The organism is Pseudoalteromonas sp. BZA4 (assembly GCF_040104395.1).
Classification (GTDB): domain Bacteria; phylum Pseudomonadota; class Gammaproteobacteria; order Enterobacterales; family Alteromonadaceae; genus Pseudoalteromonas.
In genome coordinates, this window is record NZ_JBECOT010000127.1 from 1 (window position 1) to 2,602 (window position 2,602).

The 2,602-nt window shown below is 36.5% G+C and carries 4 protein-coding genes; all 4 read right to left on the reverse strand.

The window, feature by feature from the left end; translation table 11 throughout:
* Window positions 1–161 precede the first annotated feature (161 nt).
* Window positions 162–458, reverse strand: coding sequence for an energy transducer TonB (locus ABMY41_RS21605; protein ID WP_181447679.1), 297 nt, complete (start codon window positions 456–458; stop codon window positions 162–164).
* A 98-nt stretch (window positions 459–556) separates the two neighbouring features.
* Complete coding sequence (locus ABMY41_RS21610; protein ID WP_175081353.1) at window positions 557–976, reverse strand: hypothetical protein; 420 nt, start codon at window positions 974–976, stop codon at window positions 557–559.
* A gap of 106 nt (window positions 977–1,082) precedes the next feature.
* Entirely contained in the window at window positions 1,083–1,481 is a 399-nt protein-coding gene (locus tag ABMY41_RS21615; RefSeq protein ID WP_175081542.1) for a hypothetical protein, read from the reverse strand.
* Between the two features lie 129 nt (window positions 1,482–1,610).
* Entirely contained in the window at window positions 1,611–2,036 is a 426-nt protein-coding gene (locus ABMY41_RS21620; RefSeq protein WP_175081543.1) for a hypothetical protein, read from the reverse strand.
* Window positions 2,037–2,602: the final 566 nt, after the last annotated feature.

The window sequence follows — 2,602 nt, forward strand, 5'->3', positions numbered from 1 at the left end:
TAACGAGGGCTTGATTATAGTGAGACCAGTTTGTGATTTTGCTCATTGTTGTTGCACGGGCTAGTAGGATATAGATGATCTGATCACAGGCTGGCAAGATAGTTCAAACTTTTAGGAAACAACGCCACAAAGAATGAGTAATATAAGCTTTTATTGGATTATTAATTTTCGTCATTCAACTCAAAATCCAACCTGACTTGCAATTCCTTTTGAGCAACTTGAACACCATTTACAACTTTAGGTTTGAATTTCCATTTCTCCAAGGCAATAACAGCTTCTTTATCAAAAACAATAGACGGATTTGACTCAAGAACTTTGATATTAATAGGATTTCCATTGCTATCAATATCGAACGAAAGCAAAACCCAGCCTTTTGGAACAGGTTCCACATCAGAAGAAGCACACCCCGATAAAGCATAGATAAGACAAATCAATATTAACTTTTTAATTTTGAACATCCTTTTGACAGTTACCGACCCATTTAGGTTGTAAGTAATACAACGGGATCTTACGCTCTAATAATTAAGCACATATTCAATGTTTGATAAATTGCTTATTAATCCCACCAAACTGCTACTGGGCGGGTTTCAGTGGGTATTTCATAAGCCTCGTAATCTTGATTAACAAAGCCCTCCCAAATTTCGTCGGGTTTTAAGTGTTCAGGGAACCATGAACCTACCTCAGATTCAGAAGCAGAGGTCATTATGTACACTGTATCCGAAAATGGCCAATCTGGATCATCAAAAGCAGATACTTGGATTCTAATATCCTTTACATCAGGTCGGTGGCTAATAGCCTTAAATACTTTGAAAAATTCATTGGGATGCGGAATATCAATTAAATTGCATCCTATGCTTCCTACTACATCGTTTCCCTCGAAAAACTCATCAATTGAAAGTAATGGTCTTGGTGTCTCCGGATCATCTGGATGACCGTTGCGACATACTCTTTCAGTGATTCTTTCTAGTGCTTCCATGGATAACTCTCTCCTAATTAATAAATTTATAGTTCGCTGACACTGTTGAACACAATGAAAACAGCCAAATGTTAATTTACCCACTTACTATCTTGTTATATACCCTTTACTTACCTGTTCTTATTTGAGGGAGTTGTATTTGCAATATAACAAATGCAGGAATCAATGGTAAAAAAGCCAACCAAGATAATGGATTAACAACCCAAAACCAGATGAACCAAGCTTCTGCGATAATTAAAAGAAGTAATTTATTAACGCGCTTGAAAAGAATGCAGTCACCGATAGCTAATAAAGGTAAACCAAAACATAACGAGCCAAATAAGACTATAAATGGGTGCGGAGCCTCAATTTGAATGTTTTTTATCACAGAAAAGTAAAATTCGCTCCCATAGCTAGACAATAATGGGCTCATTAGTAAAAACACCCAAACTGTGCTCCAGCTAGCATTACGCTGATGTCTAGAGTGGATTTTATTTTTTTCTTGAAGCTTGCTCAATGCATCCATTTAACTCAGGCTCTCTCTAAGTAGATAACGAAAAACTATGTGCTACTATGTTTGGTTAAAATTAGTCACGAGAGCGCACGCCAAGGTTTTGCGTTCCAACGAGCGGTAGCTAGTGCCATAATTTGTTTGTTATACTTTTGACTGAGCAAAAAACTGCCTCATCCCAGTACTATAAAACACATAGTACGCCCAAAAAGCAATTAATGCCCCACCTATTACTACCCCAGTTAAAGAATAGAAAGACATAAAGGCAATAATAGATGCCCAGTATAAAAAAGTACCTACACGGCCAGCCCAGTGTTTATTCACTGAAGCGAAGCAAATTGAAATGATTAGTATGCAAAATAATAGGAAACCAGGTGCCATGCCTGTTAACCAAAATTCTTGGTAAGTAAGGCTGCGCCCATTCAACGAATACTCTCCGTTTGGCCAAGGCCAGAAAGCAAAAAGTACCATTAGTGAATATGTAATTGAGTTAAGCATATGCTGAAACTGGAATAACTTTGGCATCCCTTTCGTTTCTTTGAATACTCTAATGAATTTATTAAAAATCATCTGTGATGCCTGTTCGACGTATAACAATTTTATATTGTGCGCTTCGCGCATCTTTCTGCAGATGTCACGCTCATGTATTAATAAATCTATTCTTAACAAATAACGTATGTATTACCAACTATAATTTTTTATTAATACTAGAGAGATTCAGAAAGATAAATTGCGCTCATCGCTTATTTTTTTGAATATGGAAGCACAACAAGAAAACTAATATATTTACACAGTCCCTCGTATTGGTAATAACATAAAAGTTATGTGGTATGTCAGATTTATGGAGTTTAGCCAATAGCATTAAATGCATAGCACTGTATCGGATCACTCAAAGCAGACCTATTGAGTAATTACGTTAGCTCATCTAGAGGCAATAACGAGTTACACCCCCCTATTTTCTAGCATATGAAAAACTGTCAGATTCAATTGATTACTCAACAAACCTGACTGTTAACACCAAGCGATTTTGTCGTACTTTAATTACCACGCGATTCTGTCGTAATCGCTAATTACCAAGGGAAATTGACGGTTATCTTTAACCGTGTTCTTTAAATGTTTTGTTTAAGCATTTGAGG